The 24,605-nt window shown below is 57.2% G+C and carries 22 protein-coding genes and 2 pseudogenes; 4 read left to right on the forward strand and 20 right to left on the reverse strand.

All coding sequences use genetic code 11. The features are described 5' to 3' along the window. Positions 1-13 precede the first annotated feature (13 nt). Both OA238_RS33430 and OA238_RS02615 read left to right on the forward strand, forming a co-directional pair. Positions 14-769, forward strand: a pseudogene (locus OA238_RS33430) (amino acid ABC transporter permease); the annotation flags it as partial. Between the two features lie 108 nt (positions 770-877). Then, complete coding sequence (locus tag OA238_RS02615) at positions 878-2,893, forward strand: M3 family metallopeptidase (protein ID WP_044037835.1); 2,016 nt, start codon at positions 878-880, stop codon at positions 2,891-2,893. Positions 2,894-2,946: 53 nt separating this feature from the next. On the opposite strand, the gene OA238_RS02620 is transcribed toward OA238_RS02615, so the two are convergent. Beyond that, positions 2,947-3,492, reverse strand: a complete 546-nt coding sequence (locus OA238_RS02620; RefSeq protein WP_015493963.1) for an SH3 domain-containing protein — start codon at positions 3,490-3,492, stop codon at positions 2,947-2,949. A 112-nt stretch (positions 3,493-3,604) separates the two neighbouring features. On the opposite strand from OA238_RS02620, the gene OA238_RS02625 reads away from it, so the two are divergent. Beyond that, positions 3,605-4,591: a 2-hydroxyacid dehydrogenase gene (locus OA238_RS02625; RefSeq protein WP_015493964.1), complete on the forward strand. Its 987-nt coding sequence runs from the start codon at positions 3,605-3,607 to the stop codon at positions 4,589-4,591. Between the two features lie 18 nt (positions 4,592-4,609). Here the strand turns inward: OA238_RS02625 and OA238_RS02630 are convergent, their stop codons facing one another. Beyond that, complete coding sequence (locus tag OA238_RS02630) at positions 4,610-5,245, reverse strand: lipase family protein (protein ID WP_015493965.1); 636 nt, start codon at positions 5,243-5,245, stop codon at positions 4,610-4,612. Between the two features lie 165 nt (positions 5,246-5,410). Further along, complete coding sequence (locus OA238_RS02635) at positions 5,411-5,611, reverse strand: hypothetical protein (RefSeq protein ID WP_044036165.1); 201 nt, start codon at positions 5,609-5,611, stop codon at positions 5,411-5,413. 353 nt (positions 5,612-5,964) lie between these two features. Between OA238_RS02635 and OA238_RS02640 the strand changes: the two genes are divergently transcribed. Beyond that, positions 5,965-8,472 carry a GcvT family protein gene (locus OA238_RS02640; RefSeq protein WP_015493966.1) on the forward strand — a complete coding sequence of 836 codons (2,508 nt, stop codon included), beginning with the start codon at positions 5,965-5,967 and terminating at the stop codon, positions 8,470-8,472. Between the two features lie 52 nt (positions 8,473-8,524). Here OA238_RS02640 and OA238_RS02645 read toward each other — a convergent pair whose 3' ends face one another. The 17 genes and pseudogenes from OA238_RS02645 to OA238_RS02720 form a co-directional block, all read right to left on the reverse strand. Then, positions 8,525-8,806, reverse strand: a complete 282-nt coding sequence (locus tag OA238_RS02645; protein ID WP_144055811.1) for a hypothetical protein — start codon at positions 8,804-8,806, stop codon at positions 8,525-8,527. A gap of 41 nt (positions 8,807-8,847) precedes the next feature. Then, a pseudogene (tnpC, locus tag OA238_RS02650) lies at positions 8,848-10,026 on the reverse strand (IS66 family transposase); the annotation flags it as partial. Positions 10,027-10,041: 15 nt separating this feature from the next. Beyond that, positions 10,042-10,263, reverse strand: coding sequence for a DUF6444 domain-containing protein (locus OA238_RS33435; protein ID WP_015495645.1), 222 nt, complete (start codon positions 10,261-10,263; stop codon positions 10,042-10,044). Between the two features lie 90 nt (positions 10,264-10,353). After that, on the reverse strand, positions 10,354-11,106 hold the full coding sequence (locus OA238_RS02660) for a phosphotransferase family protein (protein WP_044036172.1): 753 nt from the start codon (positions 11,104-11,106) through the stop codon (positions 10,354-10,356). 133 nt (positions 11,107-11,239) lie between these two features. Further along, positions 11,240-12,313: an NAD(P)/FAD-dependent oxidoreductase gene (locus OA238_RS02665; RefSeq protein ID WP_015493968.1), complete on the reverse strand. Its 1,074-nt coding sequence runs from the start codon at positions 12,311-12,313 to the stop codon at positions 11,240-11,242. Beyond that, on the reverse strand, positions 12,310-13,287 hold the full coding sequence (locus OA238_RS02670) for an aldo/keto reductase (RefSeq protein ID WP_015493969.1): 978 nt from the start codon (positions 13,285-13,287) through the stop codon (positions 12,310-12,312). Before OA238_RS02670 ends, OA238_RS02665 begins: the two co-directional genes overlap by 4 nt. Before the next feature lie 111 nt (positions 13,288-13,398). Continuing rightward, the gene (locus OA238_RS02675; RefSeq protein ID WP_015493970.1) at positions 13,399-13,860 is read right to left on the reverse strand and encodes a hypothetical protein; all 462 of its coding nucleotides are present in this window, start codon (positions 13,858-13,860) and stop codon (positions 13,399-13,401) included. 23 nt (positions 13,861-13,883) lie between these two features. Continuing rightward, positions 13,884-14,972 (reverse strand): BMP family ABC transporter substrate-binding protein, encoded by a 1,089-nt coding sequence (locus OA238_RS02680; RefSeq protein WP_015493971.1) that lies wholly within the window; start codon positions 14,970-14,972, stop codon positions 13,884-13,886. Positions 14,973-15,005: 33 nt separating this feature from the next. After that, positions 15,006-16,082, reverse strand: a complete 1,077-nt coding sequence (locus tag OA238_RS02685; protein ID WP_015493972.1) for an ABC transporter permease — start codon at positions 16,080-16,082, stop codon at positions 15,006-15,008. Beyond that, the gene (locus tag OA238_RS02690; RefSeq protein ID WP_015493973.1) at positions 16,066-16,401 is read right to left on the reverse strand and encodes a hypothetical protein; all 336 of its coding nucleotides are present in this window, start codon (positions 16,399-16,401) and stop codon (positions 16,066-16,068) included. Before OA238_RS02690 ends, OA238_RS02685 begins: the two co-directional genes overlap by 17 nt. Further along, complete coding sequence (locus tag OA238_RS02695; protein WP_015493974.1) at positions 16,398-17,480, reverse strand: ABC transporter permease; 1,083 nt, start codon at positions 17,478-17,480, stop codon at positions 16,398-16,400. Before OA238_RS02695 ends, OA238_RS02690 begins: the two co-directional genes overlap by 4 nt. Before the next feature lie 69 nt (positions 17,481-17,549). Then, positions 17,550-19,070, reverse strand: coding sequence for an ABC transporter ATP-binding protein (locus OA238_RS02700; protein ID WP_015493975.1), 1,521 nt, complete (start codon positions 19,068-19,070; stop codon positions 17,550-17,552). Continuing rightward, on the reverse strand, positions 19,067-19,831 hold the full coding sequence (gene xdhC / locus OA238_RS02705) for a xanthine dehydrogenase accessory protein XdhC (protein WP_044036174.1): 765 nt from the start codon (positions 19,829-19,831) through the stop codon (positions 19,067-19,069). Before xdhC ends, OA238_RS02700 begins: the two co-directional genes overlap by 4 nt. Then, positions 19,828-22,266 (reverse strand): xanthine dehydrogenase molybdopterin binding subunit, encoded by a 2,439-nt coding sequence (gene xdhB, locus OA238_RS02710; protein ID WP_015493977.1) that lies wholly within the window; start codon positions 22,264-22,266, stop codon positions 19,828-19,830. Before xdhB ends, xdhC begins: the two co-directional genes overlap by 4 nt. Further along, positions 22,263-23,639 (reverse strand): xanthine dehydrogenase small subunit, encoded by a 1,377-nt coding sequence (xdhA, locus tag OA238_RS02715; RefSeq protein ID WP_015493978.1) that lies wholly within the window; start codon positions 23,637-23,639, stop codon positions 22,263-22,265. Before xdhA ends, xdhB begins: the two co-directional genes overlap by 4 nt. 344 nt (positions 23,640-23,983) lie before the next feature. Then, positions 23,984-24,211 carry an SRPBCC domain-containing protein gene (locus OA238_RS29605; protein ID WP_083906634.1) on the reverse strand — a complete coding sequence of 76 codons (228 nt, stop codon included), beginning with the start codon at positions 24,209-24,211 and terminating at the stop codon, positions 23,984-23,986. A gap of 13 nt (positions 24,212-24,224) precedes the next feature. Beyond that, positions 24,225-24,563, reverse strand: a complete 339-nt coding sequence (locus OA238_RS02720; protein WP_015493979.1) for an ArsR/SmtB family transcription factor — start codon at positions 24,561-24,563, stop codon at positions 24,225-24,227. Positions 24,564-24,605: the final 42 nt, after the last annotated feature.

Genomic DNA, 24,605 nt, shown 5'->3' on the forward strand with positions numbered 1-24,605 from the left:
GCGCAAGGCCATGATGCCCGCGCCGCAACAAAACAAGGATTTCCCGTATTGGCTGCTCATCGTTTTGGCGGTGGGCGGCTATTTCTTTTGGCGCGTGCTGACAGACGATTTGTACACTCAAGTCCTACAAACCCTGTCCAAAGGCATATGGATCACGGTTTTTGTGACGCTCGTCGGGTTTACATTGGCCGCAACCATGGGGCTTGGCCTCGCGTTGATGTCGACGTCGCGCTTCATTGTCGTGCGCCAAACCGCGCGGCTTTATACCGAAATTGTGCGCGGCGTGCCGATCATCGTTTTGCTGCTGTATGTGGCGTTCGTGCTCGCACCCGGCATGGTCGCGCTGTTCAATTGGATCACTGGAACTCTCGGTTTTGACCCGATCCGCAACCGTGATTTCAGCCTGTTGTGGCGGGCGATTATCGCGCTGACAATCGGCTATTCGGCGTTCATCGCCGAAGTGTTTCGCGCCGGATTGCAAAGCATCGAAAAGGGCCAGATCGAGGCGGCAGAGGCATTGGGCCTAAGCCCATGGCGCAGGTTCCGACACATCGTTTTCCCACAGGCGTTCCGCCGAATTTTGCCACCCTTGGGCAATGATTTCATCGCGATGGTAAAGGACTCCTCGCTTGTGTCCGTCCTTGGGGTTTTGGACGTGACCCAAGCGGGCAAAATCACAGCCGCTGGAAATTTTCGCTACTTTGAAAGCTACAATGTATTGGCCTTGATCTATCTGACGATGACGATTGGCCTGTCGCTCGGCTTGCGTCGCCTGGAACATCATTTGCGGGAAAAAACAATCTGGGGGTTAGTGCGGATTAGGTGGGGTGGAAGATTACGACCAGACTGCATAGGTTCCACCCAAAGGAGATTATTAATGACAAATCCGCTGCGCACTTCTTGGGACACCCCGTTTGAATTGCCGCCCTTCGATCTAATTGAAGACGAACATTTCGCACCCGCGCTAGATGCGGCATTGATTGATGCGCGCGCCGCGATTGCTGCGATTTGCGATGGGTCTGACCCGACATTCGCCAACACGATTGAGGCGCTTTCGCTGGCCGATGCGCCGCTGGAAAAGGCGCTGTCGCCGTTCTTTGCCATGGCAGGGGCCGACAGCAATCCCGTTCGCGAAGAATTGATGCGCGATTTTTCCCCGATGTTGTCCGCCTATTCATCCGAGATCACTGCAAACACCGCATTGTTTGCGCGGATTGAAACCCTGTGGAACACCCGCGACGATCTGGATCTAACGGACGAACAAGCCCGCGTTTTGCTGCTGACGCGGCGCAATTTCGTTCGATCCGGTGCGCAATTGGAAGGGTTCGCTGCTGATCGCTTGGCAGACGTAAAACAACGACTTAGCGTGCTTGGGACGCGGTTCACACAGAACCTTTTGGCCGATGAACGCAGCTGGTTTATGCCGCTTGATGATGTTGCGGGACTGCCGGATTTTCTTATCGCGGCCGCCAAATCTGCGGGACAAGAAAAGGACGGCGGCGGGCCGATTGTGACGTTGTCACGTTCGCTGATCGTACCGTTTTTGCAGTTCTCTTTGCGCCGCGATCTGCGTGAAAAAGCCTATGAGGCATGGACAGCGCGCGGCGCCAATGGCGGCGAAACCGACAACCGCGCACTTGCGGGCGAAATCCTCAGCCTGCGGGCGGAACGTGCGAACCTTTTGGGTTATGACAGCTTTGCGGACTACAAGCTTGAAACACAAATGGCTAAAACCCCTGACGCGGTGCGCGCCTTGTTGATGCAGGTCTGGGAACCTGCCAAAGCCTCCGCCGAGGCAGACGCGCTTGTGCTGCAAGCGATGATGCATAATGACAATGAATCCGGCCCGCTTGAGCCTTGGGATTGGCGCTACTACAGCGAAAAACGCCGGGCTGCGGAACATGATCTCAACGAGGCTGAATTGAAGCCCTACCTCCAACTCGACCGGATGATCGAAGCCGCGTTTTCGTGTTCCAATCGCCTATTCGGCCTTGAATTCACGCCCATTGATGCGCCTTTATATCACGCCGATTGCCGCGCGTGGGACGTGACGCGCGACGGCAAACATATGGCCGTCTTTATTGGTGATTATTTTGCACGCAGCTCAAAACGCTCCGGCGCATGGTGTTCGGCGATGCGCAGCCAGCAAAAACTGGCAGGCGACATCCGTGCCCAAGTGATCAATGTTTGTAACTTTGCCAAACCACCAACCGGACAGAAGGCCCTGTTGTCATATGATGATGCGCGCACGTTGTTTCACGAATTTGGCCATGCGCTGCACCAGATGCTGTCAGATGTGACGTATGAATTGATTTCCGGAACCTCTGTGGCGCGCGATTTTGTCGAACTGCCTAGCCAGCTTTACGAACACTGGCTGGAAGTTCCTGAAGTTCTTGAAGAATTTGCGACCCACGCCGACACAGGTGAACCAATGCCGCGCGATTTGTTGGACAGCATGTTGGGTGCTGCGACCTACGACATGGGCTTTTCTACGGTGGAATATGTCGCGTCCGCGATGGTCGATTTGGAATTTCACGCGGGCGAAGATGCCCCCGCTGATCCAATGCAAAAGCAGGCCGAAATCCTCGAAGATATTGGCATGCCGCGCCCCATTCGTATGCGCCACGCCACACCGCACTTCGCCCATGTCTTTGCCGGTGATGGATATTCCAGCGGCTATTACAGCTACATGTGGTCCGAAGTCATGGACGCCGATGCGTTCCAGGCGTTTGAGGAAAACGGCGGGCCGTTCGACCCTGATATGGCTAAAAAGCTGGAAACCCACATTCTATCGGCAGGTGGGTCAGAAGACGCAGCAGAATTGTACCTGAAATTTCGGGGCGCGATGCCGGATGCAACGGCCCTGCTCAAGGGACGCGGGTTGGCAGGTTAGGCCATGTCCGGCCTCGCGGGCGCGAAAAATAGCCGCCTCGCGGGGCCCTAGACCTAATCGCGCAATTCGTCCGCGCCTACGCCAAACAGGTCGGCTTTCGGGGCCCAGCCCCGATAGCCGTCTGCACGAAGTCTGCACCAATCAATTTGGCATTCGCCAAGATCAGCAATGACGCCAAGTTCTAGGATGGCAACTTCTGTGGACGCAGCGATGGCCTGCCTGCGCAACACCAGTAGGTCACGGTCGATGATCACGGTGCGATTGCCCGACAAAAGTGAATAATGCACCCAGCCGCCCATGCCTTCGCGATCCACGACGCGACGCCAATGGCCGTATTCGCCGACCACGCGCAACGGCATGTCGCGGCGTTGGAAGACCCAGTCGATCCGGTGCGACAGCGACGGGCCACGACGCACATTCGCCTCGTTTGCTTTCAGGGATACGTAACGCGGCATCGGCAAGTTTGTTACGGGCCCACGGTCGCTCTGCACAGATGTAATTGGCACGACAGTCTCTTGTGCGGCAACAGATTGCGCCAAAGGGGATGACATCGCCAAGGCGATCGCCATCAAAACGGTTTTTACGCGTCCTGCTTTCATAACCTGCGTCCTCAATTGGCCCTGAATTTTTATGGCGGTTCTTGTGCCGCCGGACCTTTACAGGCACCTTGTCACGCAACAGCCCGTTCGGGCAAGCGAGGGGATCATCATCATGCCAAGCAAACGCCTAAGTGTTACCGTCACGCGACGGTTGCCTGACGCAGTCGAAACGCGGATGCGCGAATTGTTCGACGTTAAACTGCGCGATGACGATACGCCGATGACATCCGCAGATCTCGTGGCTGCGATGCAGACCTGCGATGTTCTGGTCCCGACCGTCACGGATGATATTAACGCCAAAGTCATCGGGCAGGCAGGTGATCGCCTTAAACTGATCGCCAGTTACGGCGCGGGTGTGGATCATATCGATGTCCAAACCGCCCGACAACGCGGGATTTTGGTGTCCAATACACCCGGTGTCGTGGCTGATGACACCGCCGACATGACGATGGCGTTGATACTGGCAGTCACCCGCCGCATCCCCGAAGGTCTGGCGCTGATGCAATCGGGCGACTGGAACGGTTGGGCCCCGACAGCGATGATGGGCGGGCGGATTGCGGGCCGACGGCTGGGCATTCTTGGAATGGGTCGTGTCGGCCAAGCGGTCGCCAGACGTGCGCGCGCCTTTGGCATGCAAGTCCACTACAACAACCGCCGCCGCTTGCGTCCAGAAGTCGAAGACCAGCTCGATGCGACATGGTGGGAAAGCCTAGATCAGATGGTGGCGCGGATGGACATCATTTCGGTCAACTGCCCCCACACGCCTGCCACGTTCCATTTGATGAACGCGCGGCGCCTAAAGCTGATGAAAAAGGACGCAGTTATCGTGAACACGGCCCGTGGTGGGGTGATCGACGAAAACGCCCTGACCCGCTTGCTCCGCTCCGGCGATATCGCGGGGGCCGGCTTAGATGTCTATGAAAACGGCACGGACGTGAACCCGCGCCTGCGCGAGCTTAAAAATGTTGTTCTGCTGCCACATATGGGGTCCGCGACGCTGGAAGGGCGTATCGAAATGGGTGAGAAAGTCCTGCTCAACATCAAAACCTTCCAAGATGGCCACCGCCCGCCCGATCTAGTCGTACCCTCAATGTTGTAATGGTTTTTGCAACGCCGCCTAATGGGGCCAGCTTTTGACAATTTTCCCTTGGCGGCGTTCGATCTCCATCAGCTTGATGTAATGCGGCATGGAATGATCCTCGCCCGGGTTTGATGACGCGGGATGCATGACTTCGGTGTTGCCCACGCGGCAAAACCCGAAGTTTTTCGGTGGCATCCGGCAGACGATATCGTCGTTGCGCACCACGTTAAGCACCAACCCCTCATGCTTGAGCCGCGTTTTACCGTGCCGTGGCATCGGGGATGCAAAGCCGATCGCCGGAACACCGTAGATGCAGCCCAAAATCTGTGCCGCCGCAGCGCCCAACGAATGGCCAATGATAAAAGTTGGCCTCAGGGTCCCAAGCTTGTTGGCAATGGTCGCTGCGTGGCCTGCAAAGCCCTTGTGCCAAATCGCGTTTCCGGCGGCTTTGCCCATCTTATCCCACGAAATCTTCTGCTTGCCCGTCACCAAATTGGACTTGGTGTAATCCACCAGTTCATTGCTGCCCGGAATGACTAATGTATTGTCCATCAGCAAAAACGCCTGCACGTGACTTTCGTTGATATTCAAACGAATGGGCGGCAAATGTACGCTACCCTTATAGCTGTTTTCAGCAAGCCGCGCGGCGTCCATCAAATCCATATTTCGCATCTGTCAACTCCTATCAATCTCCCTAAAGTCAATGAGAGCGTGGTAAATGTCGAGTAGGGGATTCCTCACCGTAGCCGGAATGCGGGAAAGGTTCAGACGGCGTATCGTGCATCGTTAGACGCATGCAGCCGTCCATCACTGCCATACAGTCGGATGTCTTATATTTTAACGGACAAGGCTCATGGTGGAAAACCGCATGAAATTATTCTCGCTGCGCGTCCCAATCGGTCGTGGCGTGTAGCTGTCCGCGCTTTCAAAGCCGGAATACAGCGTGTCGCTGCTGTCCGAACGTGACGTGATTTCGGGCAGGGAGCATGCCCCTAAAAACATTCCGGCGCCAAGCGCCAGTAATCCAATACGTGTCATCTACTGCTTTCCTCGCGGGGCCGCTTAGCACGGCTCTCTCACTTTACTCACGGGTCAAGATAGGGGTGCTACTCAGGTTCTCAAAGGGAAATTCGCGTGGACTCCAACCTCTGTCGTAATTTTGCTTCACTTGGTTACAAATTGTTATTAATGCGGCTCTCTCTAGGGTTGAATTGCAGTTCTGTCGTCCAAGGGCCTGCAGAGCAGGCGAACAGCGAACGATTGCCCTAAATCGATTAGTTGCTGAGAAATGCACGCTTGGTCGGTTTTGATACGTTTCAAGTCGGGTGGGTTTGGGCAGACGCGCGCATTTGCGGCAGATTACGCCTAAATGCCGCACGGGAGTCGCAGCCATGAAAACTACAGTCAAAGCCTTGGTCATTGGTGGCGGTGCCGTCGGAACCTCAATCGCGTATCATTTGGCAAGGGCCGGATGGGACGATGTGATGTTGCTGGAACGTGATGAATTGACATCGGGTTCCACTTGGCACGCGGCGGGATTGCTGCCCTTGTTCAACATGTCCTACGCGACAACGCACATCCACAAATACTCCGTCGATTTCTACAAGGAACTTGAGGCTGAAACCGGCCTGAACGCGGGCTTTGCGGTCGTTGGCAACCTGCGCATGGCACAGACGCAGGAACGCATGGAGGAATTCATGCTCTATGCGTCGACCGCAGAAACCTGTGACGTTCCGTTTGAATGGCTCACGCCCGAACAGATCAAGGAACGCTGGCCGCTGATCCGCACTGACGATCTTAAGGGCGCGATTTATCATCAGACCGACGGCTACATAAACCCCGCCGACGTGACGATGGCGATGGCCAAAGGCGCGCGGCAACGTGGCGTTGAAATTGTTCGCAAATGGCAGGCCGATGCGTTCGATTGGAACGGCACCGCGTGGGACGTGACCTGCACCAAAATGATCGAAAAGGGTGGCAACCTTGTGCCATCTGACGAACAGGTCGTCATCACCGCTGAACACGTTGTCACCGCATCGGGAAATCACGCGCAACGCACGGCAAAAATGCTTGGCATCAAGATGCCAGCGATCCCTGTTGAACATCAATTTGTTGTTCTGGATCAGGACCCTAAACTGGTCGAACACCGCGCGGCTGGCAACGCAGAACACCCCGTGATCCGCGACGCTGATGCACAAAGCTACGTGCGCGAAGAACGCGGTGGTTGGATTTTGGGCGTCTACGAAAAGAACGCGCCTGCGGTGTTTGAACATGGTGTGCCGGACAGCTTTCGCGCCGACCTGTTCCAGCTCGATCTGGAACGCATCGAAGAGCAATACTTGGCGATGATCCATCGCGTCCCGTCTTGCGAAGACAGCGGCCTGAAAGACGATTTCAACGGCCCGATTTGCTACACACCTGACGGCAATCCACTGGTTGGCCCCGCGCCGGGCCTGCGCAACATGTGGCTCGCCGAAGGCTTTTCATTCGGCATCACGGCGGCAGGCGGCACGGGCTATTACCTTGCGCAGATGATGGTCGATGGGGAAGCCGAGATCGACATGGCGTCCCTTGATCCCAAACGCTACGGCGACTGGATGACGACCGAATTTGCCGCCCGCAAAAATGAGGAATGCTACGACCACGTCTATACATTGCACCACCCTGACGAAGAACGCCCCGCCTGTCGCCCGCTGCGCACAGCCCCCGCCTATGACCGCCAGAAAGCCCGTGGCGCACAGTTTGGCTGGGTCAACGGCTGGGAACGCCCGAACTATTTTGGCCCGCTTGATGCACCGCAAAACTACGACCACGACGGGCGCAGTTTCAAGCGCGGTGGCTGGTGGCAGCACGCCGTTGACGAAGCCCGCGCGATCCGCGATGGTGTTGGCCTGATTGACGCCACAGCCTTTACCAAACACGTCGTAAAAGGGCCCGGTGCAACCGCATTCCTGGATTGGTTCACCACCAACAAACTGCCGAAAATCGGTCGTATCAATCTGACCTACGCGCTGACAGCCCACGGCACCACGCGCACGGAATACACGATCGTGCGCAACGGCGAAGAGTCTTATTACCTCGTTTCCGCAGGCGGTTGGACAGATTATGACGCAGATTACCTGCGCAAAGCGATTGAAGACAAAGAACCGGAATTTGGTCGGATCGAATGTCAGAATGTCACCACCCAGTGGGGTGTCTTTGCCATCGCGGGCCCAAAATCGCGCGATGTCTTGACTGCGGTCATCAACGATCCGGACCCCGCAACAGCACTGACCAACAAACGCTTTCCATGGCTCAGCGCGAAAAAGATCGAACTGGGCATGTGTCCGGTCAACGCGATCCGCGTCGCCTATACTGGTGAACTTGGATGGGAACTGCATCACCCGATGGAAATGCAGAACTACCTGTTTGATCTGCTCGAAAAAGCAGGCGAACCGCACGGTATGAAACTGGTTGGTGCGCGGGCGCAAAACTGGCTGCGGCAGGAAAAATCCTACCGCGCGTTTGGCACCGAACTTGGCCGCGACGCGACCCCGCTTGAGGCGGATTTGCCGCGCTTTGTCGACCTTAACAAAGACTTTAACGGCAAGGCGGCGATGGAAGACATCGGCATCCGGTCAAAATGTGTCACGTTGCTTATTGACGGCCCAAGCGATGCCGACCCGTGGGGCCGTGAGGCGTTGATCCATGATGGTCAAAAAGTTGGCCGCCTGACGTCTGGCGGCTATTCCGTCGCCTTCAACAAATCCATTGGCATGGGCTACCTGCGGCTGGAGTTGTGCGAAGTTGGCACAAAGGTCAAAGTGCGGATGTTCCGTGAATTGTGGGACGCTGAAGTCGTGCAAGACAGCCCCTATGATCCCAAAAACGAAACGATCCGCAAAGACGCATCGCTTTGACATTCAGCCGCCGCCCGCCCGCCCGCCATTCACGCTGGCGGGCGGCGCCAATCTAGCTGCCAAACGCGATATCAAGCCGCTCTTTGAGCCGCGCAAGCTGTTTGCGTTGGCAATCGCGATCCTCGAAATACGCCTGCTGGGTGATCGACGCCCAATCAATCAATAACCGCCCCCGCATCGCCACGTCGAACAATTCCGGCTGTACACTGTGTTTGTAGCCCCTGAAAAACATCTCGCGGTGGCTGGCGATGATACCGGACCGGTCAATCATTTCGCCTGTCCCATCGCGGTAAATATCCACCTTTAGAAAGTCGACAATGTCAGTAACTCCCAAGGACCCCATCGGATATCGGGTTTTGTGTTGCCCTTGCGACGTTAGAGCCGAGCGATGATCTGTTGTGGTGATAGGGTGAGTGTTTCGAGGATATTGCCCCCGTGTTTTCTGACCGTCGAGATGACGGATCTGATGTCAGCGAAGACCTGCGCGCCCTCGAGGGTGCGGAAAGTTCCCGAGATTTTCATGCGCAACTTCATCATGCGCAGGTCCCATTCGGCCTGATTGTTGGTGAAGGGAACTGTGAAGTCCGTAAGGAACCTTAGGACGTCATCACGGTAGTCGCGCAAGCGGACCAGAAGGTTATGGCCTGGCCGCCTGGCTTTTCGGCCTCGCGCACCAGTGCGTCTAGCCAGTGGGTCTTGTCGCTCATGGAAGGCGAGGCCCTCGGTGAGGATCGCCATGTATTTGGTGAGGATGCCGTGGTGAACCGACGTGGGGAGTTCGGTCTCGCCTCGCCCCTGAGCCGCGCACTTGAGCTGATTGGCGCTGTTGAGCAGCACGCTCATCGCGCACGCCCACGGCTCCTTTTCGATTTCTTCGATGGCCTTGAGTTCCCGTAAATGATGCGCCCCGCACAGGGCGTGCGCGTCCACCCCACTCATATGGGCGTAATAGGACTTCCAGTGGTCATGAACAATTGTCCCGCCGGTCAGGAAGGATGGAACAGCACCGCGCTTGGCGCTGATGCGATAATGCGTGAAGGCGAGATCGCTGATTGAGTGCAGCCAGTGCAGCTTACCATCAACACGAAGTCCGGTCTCATCCAGATGCCGAACGCCGCCTTCATTGAGCCGGGCCAGAATGTGTTCGACGACGCCACCCAAGGTACGCGCTGTGCCGTTCACCCAGTTGGTCACGCTGGCCGCGCATAGGCTGGTGGCACCAAACAAATCACGCAGGAGTTGGCAGACCCGATCCTCGGGGATCAGCTGCTGAACATTGCAGTAGACCGCCGCCGCCCGAATGCGCTTACCGTATTGCACGTGTGCATTCACGCCATCGGGAAAGGTGGCTGTCGTCGTGGCTCGGCAATAGCCACAACAATAAATCGCTGCCTGATGCTCTGTGACCTCCAGACGCGGCACCGGTATGTCATAAACCTGACGCCTCTCCACCGCCTTGATCATCCCAGCCGTCAAGCCATGCTGACAGGTGCCACAGGCCTCAGCCTCATGTCGCTCCACAAAGTCAGGCGTTGCTGTCTGACGTAGGGTGTCACCTCGGTGGCCAACTTAACCACCACTTTTCTTACCGGACTTACCACGCAGGCTACGCGGTACCGGTTTCTTCAACCCATCACTCGAAGGCGGCTTGCTGCTATTACTGCTGTTCTTGGCCAACTGACGCCGCAGATCCGCATTCTCTTGCGCCATGCTCGCCAACGCGGCTTCCAACTCGGCGATCCTGCGCAGAGCCGTGGCGAGGAGTTGTTCAAGAGCAGTAACTTGGTCCATTCCACCAATGATTCAGAGAAATCGTCACAGCGCCACGAAATTCAGACCACAACAGAAAATTCATGCGCCTAATGGCCAAGGAGACTCACATCAAAACTGACAAAAACCCGTTATCGGCTGGGGTGCTTGGGAGTTACCAATGTCATAGATTGCCAGCTTCATGCGCGCTTCGGTCAGATCAAACGCATAGGTTATTCCTGAACCTAGCATCATGTTTTCACTGTGAAAATCGCCATGGCTCCAGACGCGGGTGTCTTTCATCATCTGCACGGCATCGATTTGGTCCGCAAGGATATCGCGCATCCGTGCCACGTCTTGTGCGGGCGCACGCATCTGCCCGTCGTCTATCCGCGCGTCGACCTCTATCGGCATCCATTCGCCGTAAAACGGGCTGCGTTTTTGGGACTTGAATTCATGCATTGCTGTCAGCCAAAGCCCCGCACGACGATAGACCTGCCGCGTGGTCTGGACCTGTTGGGACTCTTTCAGTCGCTCCCCTGCAGTGCGAAAATCAAGGAAATTCATCGCGAAAAACGTCCCCGTTTTTGACAGATAAATCGGCGGCGCGGTGCCCAATTTGTCGTAGGTCTGAAAATGCGCGCTGAGCTTTTCGAGCCCTGCAAATTCCTTGGCTAAACGTTCTGTTACATCGGACGTAAAGTCGAGTTTCAGCGCGTAGATCTTCTCACCCAGTGTCACCCGCAACACCTGTCGCTCCAACGGCAACAAATGCGATGTGAAAATACGCTCTACATCGGGCGTTCCAATGAACCCCATCGCTTGCGTGAATTCATCGACCATCGCGTTGATTACGTCGAAATTTGGGTCTGTTCTGCTAATCATTGGGCAGTTTTGCGCGTTGTGCCAACAGGGTCAACGTATCTGGCGTCGCGCAGGTTCAATCGCGCAGACAACCATCCCTCGCGGGGCAAATTTACCAGATTTGCCGCGATTGCGCCACCACCGCCCGCCGCGCTTAAGCAAACCTGTGTGGGACAAGTTTTGCCACCATTTCAGCCGCGATCTGCGGCGTATTCCCCGCCAATAAATCCGCGACCAACTGGCTGGCAGCGGGCGCTGTTTGAAATCCGTAACCACCTTGCCCCGCCATCCAAATGAACGACGCATCACGGGCATCCGGCCCCAATACCAAATTCCTGTCCGGCGCAAACGTGCGCAGACCCGCCCAGTTTGACAGCATCTGTGTGACTGGTTCGGTGACATGCGCCTCGTAGCGCGCCAACCCTTCGGCCAGCATCATATCATCCGCCCAAGCGTCCATTGGCGGCATTAAAACTTCGTCGGCGGGCGACACGATCAACGCGCCCGCGTCTGGCTTTGCGTACCAGTTTTCCCCTGGTCCAAATAGCATCGGCCAGCTTGACACATCATGCCCGCCCGGTGCTGGAATGCGTGCCATGGATCGGCGCAGCGGCGTCACGCCCAAGGGCGCAATGCCTGCCTTTTGTGCAATCACATCGACCCACGCACCTGCTGCATTAACCAAATTACGTGCGGACAGGACTTCTTCGCCTAGCGTGACATCCCAGCCTGTTGCGGTGCGGGCCACAGCGGTCACTTCCGCCGACGTTCGCACCATGCCGCCATTGCCCCGCACTTCGCGGGCGAAATTCTGCACCAAAAGATCCGTGTCCAAATCCCATGCGCCCGCACTATAGCCGATTTGCGTGACGGAATTGTTCAGGATCGGAATCATCGCGCGGGCATCATCAACGCCGATTTGCTGCAACTGCATGTCCACCAAATCCGTCTGAAAGGCTTGCGTGCTGTCTGCCGTACCAATCAGCATCAATCCGCGCGGGCTGGTGACACCGCCATTTGCCTCAAAATGATAATCGCGGCTGGCTTTGTTCAGCGCGATGGTGGAAGGCGCGCCGTAGCTTTCTTCAAACATGGCCGCAGATCGCCCCGACGCGTGATAGGCCAGCGCGGTTTCGCGTTCCAACACCACGACGTGCCCCAGATGCGACAAGCGCGCTCCCACGGACGTACCCGCAATACCACCACCAATGACGAGAAAGTCGATCATGCTTCTTCAATCCGATCCGTGGCGGGGGGCGGGGCGGGCGACAGCGCCGTGATCTCGATGTAGGTGTCATCATCCATGTCAAACGTCAGCCCATCCAAAGACGGCGTCAACTGTGCGACAGATCGCGCCGATAAAATGGGGTGAACATCCGGCGCATGGCGGCGCAACCACGCCACCGCGAGCGTCGCAGCATCAACACCCACATCAGCGGCAATCTGCGCCAGACCTTGTGCGGCCTCGTGCATCCATTGTGGGCCGTAGCGGGCTGCATAGCGCGCATCTGTTGCCAACCTGCCGTCGCCACCGCCGCCATATTTTCCGGTCAGCAACCCGCCCCCAAGCGGTGAATAGGCGCAGACCTGAATCCCCTGATCGCGCGTCATCGGCAGTATCTCGGCCTCAACCTGTCGTTTCACTAGGTTCATCATCGGTTGGATCACGTCGATCTTCGTGCCGAATGTGGCGGCCACGCTTTGGGCTTTCATAACTTGCCACGCGGCATAATTGCTGACGCCAATAAACCGGATCGCGCCACCTGATTGCAGACCTGCCAATGCCTCAAATGTTTGTTCTAACGGCGTCGTGTCGTCAAAACGATGCATGTACAGCAAATCGACGCAGTCGCGTCTTAGTCGTTTGCGGCTAACATCAAAACTGGTGCGGATATTAGTGGTGGTGGCAGGCTGATTGTAGGCGACCTTGGTAGCCACAAACACATTGTCGCGGTTGCCCGCAATGTCGCCCAAAAACTCTTCGGATTTACCATCGGTGTACACAAAGGCCGTGTCGAAATGCCGGATGCCGGCATGCAAACAGGCGTCAAACATTGCCTGCGCCGCGCCGAGGTCGGCGGTGCCGCCCCATTGCATCGTGCCGTAGGCCGCAGGTGCAAGACGAGCGCCAGATTGTGTTGTCAGCGCGGTTCGGCACGCCCGTCCACTAGTGTCAGTTCCGCCAGCATCGCGATTGAGCATGGTTCGCCCCCCTTATTGGTTGCGGGCACTTTGGGGGGCATTGCGGCGGAATTCTAGAAGTATATTGGACTGCAGCCCAAAACTAGGACGCTGGATCAGATCGGGCCTTCATCAGCTCTCCAACGCGCTGACGGGAATCTGCAAAATCAGGCTCATCTGCTTGTCAGAGAATACCCGCTCTTGGGTGCCGCCCAGCTTTTGTTCGATGTTTAACTTAAACCGCGTCGTGCCAAATCCGGCTGCGTCTGCGCCGTCTTCGTCGACACTGCTCTCATCCATGTTATTATGGGTTTCGCGCCACGTAACAACCAGCGTGTCTCCGTCCACATCCCATTCAACGCTCCATTCACCATCGATTAATATTTTTTCGGAAACCGAGTCTATCAGCCCGCTTTTTGACAAAGCATCCAGCCGCGCCGGATCAGTAAATGTCCTTAGCAAGCCCTTTATTGATCGTTGATCTGTTGCGGGCATGACGTGCAGCCTGACTCTCGGAAACACTGCAATACTTGCAAGCACCTGTTGCTCAACGGCAAAGGGGCCCGCCATGACGCGGGCCCCTTCGTTCGCCATCTATTCAACCTCAGTTAGGTTGATTACTGCGGAATTTCCGCTGTCAGCCCTTCGACGTAAAACGCCATGCCGGCTAGACCATCGTCGCCATAGTCGGACGCAGTCTCACCCTCAGCGAGCCAAACAGAGCCGTCCTGTTTGTTGATCGGACCGGTGAACGCGTGGTATTCGCCTGACGCCAAACGCGCGACCAAGGCTTCTGCAGATGCCTTTACTTCAGCTGGGATCGCGTCGGAAATCTCACCGATGCCAACCATGCCAGCGCCGATACCGTCCCATGTGGATGTGCTTTCCCATGTGCCATCCATAACTGCCTGCGTGCGCGCGATGTAGTAGGGTGCCCAGTCATCAATGATTGAGGACACGCGCGGCATTGGGCCGAATTCGGACATGTCGGATGCCTGACCGAATGTATAGACGTTGCCCGCCGCCTGCGCTGCGGCTTGTGGTGCTGTGGAATCAGTGTGCTGCAAAATCACATCAGCGCCTTGTTCGATTAGAACAGCGGCCGCTTCGGCTTCTTTGGCCGGATCAAACCATGTGTAGGCCCAGATAATCTTGAACTCGACGTCAGGATTCACTTCACGCGCGTGAATGTAGGCAGAGTTGATCCCACGAATAACTTCCGGGATCGGGAAAGACGCGATGTAGCCGATGATATTGGATTCGGTGATCTGACCCGCAATGTGCCCCTGAACGGCGCGGCCTTCGTAGAAACGTGCGGAATAGACGGACACGTTGTCGGCCTGCTTGTAGCCTGTTGCGTGTTCAAAACGAACGTCAGGGAAATTCGCCGCGACGTTGATCGTCGGGTCCATGTAGCCAAACGACGTTGTGAAAATCAGGTCGGCACCTTCAAGTGCCATCTGCGTCATCACGCGTTCGGCGTCCGGACCCTCTGGCACGCTTTCAACGAACACGGTTTCGACCTGATCACCGAAGGCTTCTTCGACAGCCAAACGGCCTTGGTTGTGCTCATATGTCCAGCCGCCGTCACCGACGGGGCCAACGAAAACGAAACCGACTTTGGTTGGTTCGTGGCCATCAGCCAATGCGACGCCGCCCAACATGGCTGTTGCCGCAGCGCTCGCCAAAAGTGTTCTTCTCAACATGTGTAATCCCCCTAGGATTTTTCTAAATGTGCCTCAGCGCGAGGCGTGGAATATCTTGCCGAGTGATCCCGGCGCTCCGCTGGCAGACATAATGACCAGAACGAGGATGGTGGCAATATAGGGCGACATAGAAAGGTACTCGACCTTCAACGGCGCCATTTTACCCGACAACAGTGGAATACAGATCGTGCCGCCCGCAACAAGGGCAACGGATACCGCAGACCCCAATGATTTAAGGCGATCCTTACGCCAGAGGCTGATCAATCCGGCGACGCCGACTGCGATCAGGCTCAATGCGAGCAAGATGACCGGAAATTGAACGCCTGCCGCTTGTAGGTTTAGCTGCAAAACGGTCACGCCGCCGAACAAATAGGCACCCAGCAAAAGACGCCCGGGTTTCCAGCTTGCGAAGACAACAATCGCCAGCGCGATCCAGCCCGCACCCGCCGTCAGGCTGTCGGCGTAGGTCGGCACCCGCACGATGGACAAATATGCGCCGCCAAGACCGGCACAGGCACCACCAAACATGATCGCCAACAGGCGCGTACGCACGACGTGATAGCCAAGCGCGTGGGCCGCTTCGTGGTTTTCACCCACAGCCCGCAACACCAACCCCGCGCGGGTTTTCTTCAGGAACCACCAGACACCGGCGACTATGGCCAGCCCGACATAGACCATCGGGTCATGCTGGAAAATAATCGGACCAATCACCGGAATGTCGCCCAGCAATGGAATGTGCCAATCGGGAAACGCGGGTGCCTTGACGCCCAGATAGCCCTGTCCCAGCAGCGCCGCGAGCCCGAGCCCGAACAGCGTCAACGCCAGACCCGTGGCCACCTGATTGGACATCAAGTACTGCGTCAAAATACCGAACAGCAACGAAATCGCGGCACCGCTTAGGGCGGCTGCGATAAATCCCAGCCAAGGTGACCCTGTGGTGATCGCCGCAATAAAACCTACGATCGATCCCGTGATCATCATCCCCTCAACGCCAAGGTTCAGAACACCGGACCGCTCTACGACAAGCTCGCCAATCGCGGCGAGCAGAATGGGCGTCGCCGCAACCATAAGAGAGGCCAGCAGCAGCAGCGGATCAATTGAGCCAAACATCAAACGCCCCCATTCCATGAAAGCCCAGATGCAACGCACCCGCGACAAAAATTGCACTGCCTAGCATCGCACCGACATGACGCAGGGACGGGCGGTGCAAGCGGTTGATCCACGCATGGCTGCGCGGTGAAAATCGCGCGGCAAAGACAACGGCGACGGCAATAATCAAAGCAATCGCGAGATGCGCCCCCAGAAACGCGATCAGCGCCCAGCCCGTGATACCAGCATCGCCCGTCATCGCACCATGCAGCATCCACATCATCATCAGCCCCATCAGTGCGCCCATAATGATTGGCATTGGTTTGGCGAATACACTCATGCAACAACCCCCTGCTTAATACGAACACGGTAATTCGTCAGCACATCAACGCCAAGTAGGAAGAACAGCAACATGCCTTGAAACACCTGTATCGCGGCTTTGGGCAGCCCGAGCGAGGATTGCGCCACATCGCCGCCAATATAGGTCAGAGCCATCAGCGCGCCCGCGAACAAGATGCCCACCGGATGCAATCGGCCCAAGAATGCGACGATAATGGCCGTGAATCCGTAGCCGACGTTGAAATCGATGCTCACCAAGCCCGCAGGTCCGGCGACTTCGGTCAATCCCGCAAGCCCCGCCAATGCGCCCGACGTGCCCAGACAGAACAAGATCAACCGCGCTGGGCTGACGCCGGAAAACGCTGCCGCCCGCGGCGCTTGGCCCGCCAGTTTGATCTGGAAGCCGAGGATGTGTTTGGCAAATAGGATATAAGCAAAGATCACCCCGATCAGGGCAATGACGACGCCCCAATGCATGCCGTTGGATTGGTCGATCCAACTGCTTGCCGATGAATATTGCGACAGATTGCGCGACCCCGGAAAGCCGAACCCTTCGGGGTTTTTCATCAACCCAAGCGCCATTGACGCCAGCAATTGCTCCGCGACATAGACCAGCATCAGCGACACAAGGATTTCGTTGGTGCCGAATTTCACCCGTAATACGCCCGGTATCATCGCCCATGCGAACCCGCCAAACGCGCCCGCAATCAGCATCGCCGGAAAGATCAGCCAGCGTGCTTCCATCGGATACAGCGCCAGCGCGACGCCCGCACCACACAGCGCGCCGATGATGTATTGCCCCTCGGCCCCAATGTTCCAGATGCCCGCTTTGAACCCCAACGACAGGCCCAACGCGATGGCAACCAAAGGTGCGCCCTTGATCAACAGTTGCGGCAGATAAAAAAAGTTGAACTCGCCAAACAGCGGTTCCCAGAAAATCTTGCCCAATGCCTCAATCGGCGGCTTGCCAAGCAGCCCAAACAGCGCCGCACCAAAAATTATCGTCAGGATCACCGCCACAATCGGTGCTGCAAAGGTCCAGAATTGCGACGGCTGCGGGCGTTTTTCCAGCGCGATCATGACCCCACCTGCAACATCATTGGCATACAGGGTGTGTACAGGTTGTGTACGCTGTGTGTCCGCTCAAAATCAGTCAACATGGGCAACCTCCATATCATGCGCACCGCCCAACATCAGGCCAATTTCGTCAACCGTCAGACCCTGTGCAGGGCGCGGTTTGCTCAGTCGCCCTTCGTTCAAGGCGGCAAACAAATCCGAAATTTCCATAAGTTCATCAAGGTCTTGGCTGATCACAATGACGCCCGCACCATTCGCCGCAAGGTCCAATAGCGCCTGCCGGATCGCCGCCGCTGCACTCGCGTCCACACCCCAAGTTGGCTGATTGACGATAAGGATCTGGGGATCCTGAAGAATTTCCCGCCCAATGACGAATTTTTGCAGGTTGCCCCCCGACAAAGACCGCGCCGCATTGCCCGGTCCAGGCGTGCGCACATCAAAGCGTTCAATCACCTCTTCGGCAAAGGCGCGCGTCTTGCCCCAGTCAATAAATCCGTTCTTTGTCAAACCCTTACGCTTTCTCGCCGTCAACGCCGCGTTTTCGGTCAGTGACATATCGGGCGCCGCCGCATGGCCCATACGTTCTTCTGGTGCAGCACAAATGCCCAAAGTCCGCCGCGAGTCGGGTGGCAGATGGCCAATATCTTGACCTAGAAAGCTAATCTGCCCCGGACCGACCCTGATCTCACCCGACAGCACGCCCAACAATTCATCCTGCCCGTTACCCGCCACACCGCCAATGCCGATGACGTCGCCAGCCCGAATATCGAGCGTGACATCTTTCAACGACGTCCCGAATTCAGCGGGGGATAGCGCGGATAAGCCTTTGATCTGCATGAGGGTTTCGCCAACAGCGCCAGCCTCACGGTTGGGCACATGCAACGTGCCACCAACCATCAGCTCCGCCATTTCGCGTGCGCTCGTTTCGCGCGGAATACAGGTGCCCACGACCTGTCCTAATCGCAGGACCGTCGCGTGATCACACAGGGCGCGAATTTCCTCAAGCTTATGAGAAATATAAAGAATTGCTGTGCCTTCGGATTTCAACTTGCGCAGGGTTTCAAACAACACGTCAACTTCTTGCGGGGTTAAAACGGACGTTGGTTCGTCCATGATCAAAACCTTTGGGTCTTGCAGAAGGCAGCGAATAATCTCGACCCTCTGGCGCTCCCCCGCACTCAGATCACCCACGATTCGTGTTGGATCAAGCGGCAAACCATAGGTCTTCGAAACATCCGTAATGCGCTGGGCCAAGTCACGCATAGGCGGTGGATTTTCCATCCCAAGGGCGACGTTTTCGGCGACATCCAATGCCTCAAACAATGAAAAATGCTGAAAAACCATGGTGATACCTGCCGCACGCGCCGCTCGTGGTTCAGCAGGGGTGAACGGCACACCGTCTAGCGTCATCGTGCCGCTGTCGGGCTTAACCAATCCGTAAATAGTTTTGACTAAAGTGGATTTACCAGCGCCGTTTTCACCAAGCAATGCGTGGACTTCACCAGCCGCGATATTAAACGACACATCCGAATTGGCGACAACACCGGGATAGGCTTTGGTCAGCCCGTCAAGTTTCATAAGCGGTTCGGTCATCCGGTGCGTTCCCCTGCTTTAGTGTCTGTAGTGATGTCAGCTGACGCCAAGATTAGCGTGGCCGCGACGCTTACGGCAATGGCCTGCGGGTGCTTTCCAAGCGATGGATCACCGATCGGGCACGCAATGCGGGCAATGAGTTTGCCGCAATGCCCCATTGAGGCGAGCCTTGATTGAAACCGCGCCCATTTGGTTGCTGATCCAATCAGACCGACACTGCCAAATCCGTGCCGCAGCAGCGCATCGCAAAGCGCGAGATCAATGTCATGTGAATAGGTTAGGATCAGGTGGTCGCCATCTTGCGGCGCATGCGCCACGGCGCGCACCGGATCGTTTGCCACGAGCGGTGAAACATTGGTGGGCAAAGTGTCGGGCATCCGGTTTGCGGCTGTGTCGATCAACGTGATGTGACGGTCGTTAAGTGGCGCGAGAACGCCAGCAATCGCACGCCCCACATGGCCCGCGCCCCAAATCCAGAGTGGTGCCTCAGTCGGTTCGAGCGCCACAGCGTCATGGCTGAAATCCAACGTAACAGCACCGCCGCAACACTGCCCCAAATCGGGACCGAGGGGCATCGTTCGCTGTTTTTTCCGTTCACCACCCGCCAGCATCCGCCGCGCGATATGTGTGGCCTCAAACTCTAACGCGCCGCCGCCAATCGTCCCGTCCTGACGGTCCGCCCAAACCCGCATCGTCGCGCCTGCGTCACGGGGAACGGACCCTTTGGTGGCGGTCACGGATACGGTTATAAAATCGCTCACGCGCGGGATCGCTTCACAGCTTGCAATACTTCTTGCGCCGTCGCGGGGGCTTGCAGGTCAGGATATGTCGCCCCGCAGGCAGTGCAGGCGTTGGCCAAGGCCAAATGCGCGGAAATCCCCAACATGAATGGCGGTTCACCAACGGCCTTAGATCGGTAAATCGTTTCCGCCGGATTTTCGCCGTCCCACAGCGAGACGTTGAACACCTCGGGGCGGTCCGAACAGGCCGGGATTTTGTAGGTGGAAGGCGCATGGGTCCGAAGACGACCTGCGCCGTCCCAAACCAGTTCTTCTGTCGTAAGCCAGCCTGCGCCTTGGACATAGCCGCCTTCAATCTGGCCGATATCCAATGCGGGGTTCAACGACGCGCCCGCATCGTGCAACACATCAACCCGCAACAGGCGATTTTCACCAGTCAGCGTGTCTATCACGACCTCTGAAATTGCCGCTCCATAGGCGAAGTAAAAGAATGGTCGGCCTTTGCCCGCGATGCGATCCCATGCGACGTCTGGGGTTTTGTAAAACCCTGTTGCGCTCAGGCTGACGCGGTTTTCGTAGGCGATCTTGGCAGCCGCGGCAAACGACATTCCTTGATCGTCGACAAAGACCTGCCCATCGCGAAACGTCACTGCGTTAGGTTTGACCTCGTGTAATTCTGCAAGGCAGGCGGCGATCCTGTCGCGAATGATATCGCAGGCTTTCTGCACAGCCATGCCGTTCAAATCTGTCCCGCTCGACGCGGCCGTGGCGGATGTGTTGGGAACTTTGCCTGTGTCGGTCGCGGTGATCTTGACCGATGTGATATCGATCCCGAACCGCGACGCCGCCACTTGCGCGACTTTCTGGAACAAACCCTGTCCCATCTCGGTGCCGCCGTGGTTCAGTTGAACAGACCCGTCCTGATACACATGCACCAGCGCGCCCGCCTGATTAAGATGGGTCAGCGTGAACGAAATCCCGAATTTGACAGGGCTGAACGCGATCCCTTTCTTGAGGGTTGCATGGCTGTTGTTCCACGCAGAAACCGCCTGTTGACGCGCGTCATAGTCCGCGTCGTTCAACAGTTTGTCCGTCATTTCGTGCAGGATAAAATCGGTGACATCCATATCGTACGGCGTCGTGTTGTCGCGCTTTGGTGTTGTCGGCGAGTGTGCGCCACCAAACCGATGCGCACCGCCAGAACCAGACGCCGCGTTGACCGCGCTACGACGCGCAAGGTCGGCAGTTTCAATCTTCTCTTCAGGCTTCATCTTGGCCGGAAAACTCCCCCCGGAGGGTCCGCCCGCCGTAGGCGCCGCAGCGTAATAATTGATGCGCCGCACCTCGCAAGGGTCTTGGCCCAACACATGCGCCACGTGATCCATCACGCGTTCAATGCCGAACATGCCTTGCGGCCCGCCGAACCCACGAAACGCTGTCGCACTTTGCATGTTCGTCTTGAGCCGGTGTGACGTGATCCGCGCAGCAGGCAGCAAATAGGCGTTATCGGCGTGCAACATGGCGCGATCCGCCACCGGAAGCGACAAGTCCTGCGCCCAGCCGCAGCGGGTGTAATGGGTGAAATCCACGCCCGTCAGCCGCCCGTCAGCACCAAATCCCACATCGTAATCGATGCGAAAATCGTGGCGCTTTCCGGTGATTGTCATGTCATCGTCGCGGTCATAACGCATTTTGCAAGGCTTGCCCGTCAACTGCGCGGCGACAGCACAACTCACCGCAAGGGCGTTGCCTTGGCTTTCTTTACCACCAAACCCGCCACCCATGCGGCGGATTTCGACGCGCACTGCATGCATCGCCACTCCAAGGCTTTCGGCGACTTTATGTTGAATCTCCGTCGGGTGCTGAGTGGATGACTGCACCACCATATCGCCCCCTTCTTGCGGCAGCGCGAGCGCGGCTTGTCCTTCAAGATAAAAGTGCTCCTGCCCGCCCATTTCAAGGCGGCCAGTCAGGCGGTTTGGGGCTGACGTGAGCGCGGCGTCAACGTCGCCTTTTGTGTAAATGCGCGGGCCGTCTTCAAATCGTGCATCCGCTGCAAGCGCGTCTTCGATGCTCAGGATCGGGGTTTCTTTTGTGTAGTCGATGTCGGCTTGCCGCGCTGCAAATCGCGCCTGCAGATGTGTGCGCGCCACAACCAGAAAGATTGGCTGACCAAGATAATGTATCGTGCCGTCCGACAACATCGGTTCATCATGGATCGATGGCGACACGTCGTTCGCAAAGGGCAGATCATCAGCCGTCAGAACCGCCACCACGCCGGGGGCGTTCTTAACGGCGTCTAGGTTCATCGAGCGGATGGTACCGCGCGCGATGGTACTGGTCCCAAAGGCCAGATGCAGCGTGCCACTGGGCATGGGGACGTCGTCAACATATCGGGCTGTGCCGGTGACGTGCAGTTTTGCAGCATCATGGGGCAGGGGTTTGGAAACACTCATGCGCGGACCTCCAGAACATTGGTCTGTTTGCCGTTCAGGTCATCGAAATAGCGGCGCAGTTGTCCTTGTGCGGCTTCCATCCGGTACGCGGCTGAGGCGCGCATGTCCGACATGGGCTGGAAATCATCCGCAAGGGCGATGGCCGCCGTCTCGATGGTGTTGGATGACCAAGGCCGTCCGAGCAGCGCGGCCTCTGCCAACGCTGCGCGCTTTGGGGTGCCTGCCATGCCGCCGAACGCGATGCACGCGGAAGTGATGGTGTCGTTCTCAACTGTCACATTAAAGCAGCCGCACACCGCTGAGATGTCTTGATCAAATCGTTTGGACAGCTTGTAGCAGCGTAACGCGGGGGCAGATTTCGGGATCGTCACGGCCTCAACAAATTCGCCCGCCTTACGGTCTTGTTTTCCATATTCGATAAAAAAGTCCGCGATTGGTACGTCGCGCCTCGTGTCGCCATGGCGCAGATGAAGCGTGGCATCGAGCGCAATCAAAGCGGGCGGATTATCCCCGATCGGGGACCCGTTGGCGATGTTTCCGCCGATCGTCGCGGCATTGCGCACCTGTTCGGATCCGTAGCGGCGGATCATGTTGGCGTAGGACGGGTGCAGCGTGCGCACGGCGGCCAACACATCCGTCATCGTCACCGCCGCGCCAATGCGCAGCGCGTCGCCCAGATCATCAATTTGTTGCAGGTCGGTGCACCTGTTCAAAAATGCGACCTCCCCCATTTTGCCGGTCTTGTTGCGAAAATCTTTGGTAACCCAAAGACCGACATCAGTGGCACCGGCAATCAGCGTGCCGTCGGGGTTGGCCATGTACCACGCCGCGACGGCATCACTGGTTTCTGGCGCTGGAATATCTGTTTTGTCACCAAGATCGGGGCGTGACGGATCGCGCATGTGATCGGGAACGGGCATGCCCTCTGATGCTTGCGCGGCGCGCACAATCGGCGCGTACCCAGTGCAGCGACACAGGTTACCGGCAAGCACATCGTCGTGGTCAGTGCGGCCGTTCAAATGGCCCGTCGCCATGGAAACTACAAACCCCGGCGTGCAAAATCCGCATTGGCTGCCGTGGTTGTCGATCATCGACTGTTGGACCGGGTGCAACGTGCCGTCTGGCGCCGCGAGGCCTTCGACAGTGCGTACCGATTTGCCGTGAAGTTGCGGTATGAACAGGATGCAGGCGTTGAGTGTCCGCGCACCGTTTTGGTCGGTTATCATCACCGAACAGGCACCGCAGTCGCCCTCGTTGCAGCCCTCTTTGGTTCCAGTAAGGCTTTGCGTTTCGCGCAGCCAGTCGAGCAGCGTTTGTGTAGGGTGGGTGTCCACCTCCACGGCCTCTCCGTTGAGAAGGAACGTGATATTCATATAATTGCTCTGCCGCGGTACTAATGTATCTTCAGGCGCTAGGTCGATGCGACGTAGACCAATGCGCTATCGTTGATCAAAGCGTTTGATAGTCCATTTGGCAAGCCCCCCGTATCTATTGCGCTTCTGCGAGGGCACCGAGCCAGTCAGTTATGGTGCCCCAAACTTCAAAAAAAACTCATCTTTTCTGGCGCTTGCACGCCGGCTGGCGTCGCATGCATTGCCTTGACTGTATCGCGGCAACCGCCGTCCTCAGCGGTCATCGTCAAATCGACGGTGAGGTAAAAATCGCCCGCCGTGTCATGTGGTGGATTCGGCCCACATCCTAGGCCAAGGGCTGGGGTTCAGACCAGACGCGCGTCTTTGTAGGCGACAAGAACGCAGCCCGCAGGGGCCACAGTCGGATCGTGTCCGGGCATTTGCATGATGACGTTGAACAGCCCGCTGGATGTTGGATCAACCTCAAAGGTGGCGACTTTAACAGGGTCCGGCGCGAACCACGTGGCCAGCAATTCAGGGTCCGTCCAACAGCACCAGACGGTCGCGGGGCTGGCGTTTATGTGGCGGGTCAGAGTGAGCGTATGATCATTCGTTGTTGGTTTTTTCCTTGTCGATCATTTCGGCTAGCGCATTCAGCCGATCAACGCGGCCTTCCCAAACGCGGCGTTGCCATTCAAGCCAGCCCTGAAGTTCCATCAAAGGACCGGCCGCAATATGGCAGGTGCGCACGCGGCCCTTCTTGACCGATCGTACTAAGCCACAATCTTCGAGGGCTTTGAGGTGACGCATGAAGGTCGGCAGCGCCATCGCGTGGGGCGCGGCAAGGCTGGACACACTCGCCGGTCCCATCGCCAACCGTTCGACCACCGCGCGACGGGTCGGATCGGACAGGGCAGAGAACACAGATGTAAGATCATGAGCCATAAGTGATGTATTCGGTAAATGGCCGCGCGCGTCAAGTTAGTT

The sequence above is a fragment of the Octadecabacter arcticus 238 genome (assembly GCF_000155735.2).
Taxonomy (GTDB): Bacteria; Pseudomonadota; Alphaproteobacteria; order Rhodobacterales; family Rhodobacteraceae; genus Octadecabacter; species Octadecabacter arcticus.

Coding starts and splice junctions, on each gene's coding strand:
- OA238_RS02615 (WP_044037835.1), top strand. CDS start 878: ATGACAAATCCGCTGCGCACTTCTTGGGACACCCCGTTTGAATTGCCG.
- OA238_RS02620 (WP_015493963.1), bottom strand. CDS start 3,492: ATGAAAGCAGGACGCGTAAAAACCGTTTTGATGGCGATCGCCTTGGCG.
- OA238_RS02625 (WP_015493964.1), top strand. CDS start 3,605: ATGCCAAGCAAACGCCTAAGTGTTACCGTCACGCGACGGTTGCCTGAC.
- OA238_RS02630 (WP_015493965.1), bottom strand. CDS start 5,245: ATGCGAAATATGGATTTGATGGACGCCGCGCGGCTTGCTGAAAACAGC.
- OA238_RS02635 (WP_044036165.1), bottom strand. CDS start 5,611: ATGACACGTATTGGATTACTGGCGCTTGGCGCCGGAATGTTTTTAGGG.
- OA238_RS02640 (WP_015493966.1), top strand. CDS start 5,965: ATGAAAACTACAGTCAAAGCCTTGGTCATTGGTGGCGGTGCCGTCGGA.
- OA238_RS33435 (WP_015495645.1), bottom strand. CDS start 10,263: ATGGACCAAGTTACTGCTCTTGAACAACTCCTCGCCACGGCTCTGCGC.
- OA238_RS02660 (WP_044036172.1), bottom strand. CDS start 11,106: ATGATTAGCAGAACAGACCCAAATTTCGACGTAATCAACGCGATGGTC.
- OA238_RS02665 (WP_015493968.1), bottom strand. CDS start 12,313: ATGATCGACTTTCTCGTCATTGGTGGTGGTATTGCGGGTACGTCCGTG.
- OA238_RS02670 (WP_015493969.1), bottom strand. CDS start 13,287: ATGCTCAATCGCGATGCTGGCGGAACTGACACTAGTGGACGGGCGTGC.
- OA238_RS02675 (WP_015493970.1), bottom strand. CDS start 13,860: ATGGCGAACGAAGGGGCCCGCGTCATGGCGGGCCCCTTTGCCGTTGAG.
- OA238_RS02680 (WP_015493971.1), bottom strand. CDS start 14,972: ATGTTGAGAAGAACACTTTTGGCGAGCGCTGCGGCAACAGCCATGTTG.
- OA238_RS02685 (WP_015493972.1), bottom strand. CDS start 16,082: ATGTTTGGCTCAATTGATCCGCTGCTGCTGCTGGCCTCTCTTATGGTT.
- OA238_RS02690 (WP_015493973.1), bottom strand. CDS start 16,401: ATGAGTGTATTCGCCAAACCAATGCCAATCATTATGGGCGCACTGATG.
- OA238_RS02695 (WP_015493974.1), bottom strand. CDS start 17,480: ATGATCGCGCTGGAAAAACGCCCGCAGCCGTCGCAATTCTGGACCTTT.
- OA238_RS02700 (WP_015493975.1), bottom strand. CDS start 19,070: ATGACCGAACCGCTTATGAAACTTGACGGGCTGACCAAAGCCTATCCC.
- xdhB (WP_015493977.1), bottom strand. CDS start 22,266: ATGAGTGTTTCCAAACCCCTGCCCCATGATGCTGCAAAACTGCACGTC.
- xdhA (WP_015493978.1), bottom strand. CDS start 23,639: ATGAATATCACGTTCCTTCTCAACGGAGAGGCCGTGGAGGTGGACACC.
- OA238_RS02720 (WP_015493979.1), bottom strand. CDS start 24,563: ATGGCTCATGATCTTACATCTGTGTTCTCTGCCCTGTCCGATCCGACC.